General features: G+C 66.7%; 3 protein-coding genes. All 3 read left to right on the top strand.

Translation table 11 applies throughout. The features are described from left to right. The coding region (locus U9980_RS28190; RefSeq protein ID WP_322770703.1) for a substrate-binding domain-containing protein at positions 1-664 on the top strand (664 nt) is incomplete at its 5' end. A 172-nt stretch (positions 665-836) separates the two neighbouring features. Continuing rightward, the gene (locus tag U9980_RS28185) at positions 837-1,901 is read left to right on the top strand and encodes an ABC transporter permease (RefSeq protein ID WP_416210424.1); all 1,065 of its coding nucleotides are present in this window, start codon (positions 837-839) and stop codon (positions 1,899-1,901) included. Between the two features lie 6 nt (positions 1,902-1,907). Continuing rightward, on the top strand, positions 1,908-2,505 hold a 598-nt coding region (locus U9980_RS28180), incomplete at its 3' end, for an ATP-binding cassette domain-containing protein (RefSeq protein WP_322770701.1).

Genomic DNA, 2,505 nt, shown 5'->3' with positions numbered 1-2,505 from the left:
CTCGCACCCTGAGGCGCTGAAGGGCGCTGTGCAGAAGGCGGTCGCCGCAGGCATCCCGGTTGTCGCCCTTAATGCCGGACTCGACGACTGGGAGGGCGCCGGCGCGACGGAGTACTTCGGGCAGGACGAGAGCATCGCCGGTGAGGCGGCCGGCAGGCGGCTGTCCGGCGAGGGCGCCAAGAGGGTGCTCTGCGTGATCCAGGAACAGGGCTCGGTGTCGCTGGAGGCGCGCTGCGCAGGCGTGAAGAAGGGTTTCTCCGGGCAGACCGAGAACCTCTACGTCACCGGCACCAACATGCCGTCGGTGCGCTCGACGATCCAGGCGAAACTGCAGCAGGACCCGGGCATCGACCGGGTCGTCGCGTTGGGCGCGCAGATCGCGCTGACCGCCGTCCAGTCCGTCCGGGACGCCGGCAGCCCGGCGAAGGTCGCGACATTCGACACGAACCCGCAGATGGTGCAGGCGATCCGGGACGGGTCCGTGGAGTGGGCCATTGACCAGCAGCCGTTCCTGCAGGGTTACCTGGCGGTGGACTCGCTGTGGCTGTACCGGGTCAACGGGAACGTCATCGGTGGTGGGAAGGCGGTCCTGACCGGCCCGTCCTTCATCACCAAGAACAACATCGATCAGATCGGCAGGTTTGCGGCCAACGGTACGCGGTAGCCACCGGCCCCCTCTCGCCTCACGAGAGGGGGCCGAAGCTGCCGGGGCCGGTCACCGACTCCCCGCGGTGGTCGGCTGACAACTCCCCACTGGACGACTCGTCATGCCGCCGCCGACGGCATCCGGGCGAAGTCCGAAAACTCGGAGCATCGCAATGGCGCAAAAACTGGGAATGGCCACGCCGCAACCGACACCGAAGGCCCCGGTCGACGCGCCGGCCGGCGTCGGCGACCGGATCCGGCACCGGTCGCTGGGACATCGCCTGCTGATGCGGCCGGAAATCGGCTCGCTGATCGGCGCGATCGTCGTCTACATCTTCTTCTTCGCGGTCGCCGACCCGTTCCGGCAGCTCGGCTCCCTGGCCACCATCCTCTACGCCAGTTCGACGATCGGCATCATGGCCGTCCCGGTCGCATTACTGATGATTGGCGGCGAGTTCGACCTGTCGGCCGGTGTCGCCGTGACTTCCGCATCCCTCACCGCGTCAATGTTCAGCTACCAGTTCACCCTCAACGTGTGGGTCGGCGTGGCGGTTTCGCTGGCCGTGGCCCTTGCGGTCGGCTGGCTCAACGGTTACCTGGTGGTGCGCACCGGGATCCCCAGCTTCCTGGTCACCCTGGGCACTTTCCTGATGCTGCAGGGTCTGAACCTCGCGATCACAAAGATTCTCACCGGAAACGTCGCGACCTCGGACGTGTCGAACATGGCCGGTTTCGATTCCGCACGCAAAGTCTTCGCGTCCTCGTTCGACGTCGGCGGCGTCACGATCCGTATCACCGTGGTGTGGTGGCTGGCTTTCGCCGTACTTGCGACGGTTGCGCTGCTGCGGACCCGGACCGGAAACTGGATCTTCGCTGTCGGCGGCAACGCCGGCAGCGCGGGGGCGATCGGCGTCCCGGTCAAGCGAACGAAGATCAGTCTTTTCATGGCGGTCGGCTTCATGGCCTGGTTTTCCGGGATGCACCTGCTCTTCTCCTTCAACACGGTGCAGTCCGGCGAGGGCGTGGGGAACGAGTTTCTCTACATCATCGCGGCCGTTATCGGCGGCTGTCTGCTCACCGGCGGGTACGGCTCGGCGATCGGCTCGGCCGTCGGCGCCTTCATCTTCGGCATGACCACCCAGGGCATCGTCTACGCCGGCTGGAACCCCGACTGGTTCAAGTTCTTCCTCGGCGCGATGTTGTTGCTGGCGACCGTGACAAACACCTACGTCCGCCGGCTCGCGACCCGAAGGTAAGGCCAGATGACCGTCTCAACCGAAAATGAGACCGGGATTGCGGAGCAGGCCGCCCCGCCGCTGATCCAGATGACCGGGGTGGGTAAGCGCTACGGCAACATCCAGGCGCTGAGCGGCATCTCGCTGCGGGTGGGCCGCGGTGAGGTCACCTGCGTGCTGGGGGACAACGGCGCAGGTAAGTCCTCCCTCATCAAGGTGATGGCCGGCGTGCACCAGCACGACGAGGGCGAGGTCCGGGTAGACGGTGGGCGGGTCCGCTTCTCCTCGCCGCGGGAGGCGCTCGACCGCGGCATCGCCACCGTCTACCAGGACCTCGCTGTGGTTCCGCTGATGCCGGTCTGGCGCAACTTCTTCCTCGGCTCGGAGGTGCGCACCGGGTTCTGGCCGGTGAAGCTGCTGGACGCCGGTCTTATGCGTGCCACGACCTTGTCCGAGTTGGCCAAGATGGGAATCAACCTGGCCGAGGTCGACCAGCCCATCGGCACTCTCTCCGGCGGCGAGCGGCAGTGCGTCGCGATTGCCCGCGCGGTCTATTTCGGAGCCAGGGTGCTGATCCTCGACGAGCCGACGGCGGCCCTCGGCGTCAAGCAGTCCGGGGTGGTGC

Source organism: Protofrankia sp. Cr1 (assembly GCF_963555865.1).
Lineage (GTDB): Bacteria > Actinomycetota > Actinomycetes > Frankiales > Frankiaceae > Protofrankia.
This window is presented reverse-complemented; position numbering and strand designations above follow the sequence as displayed.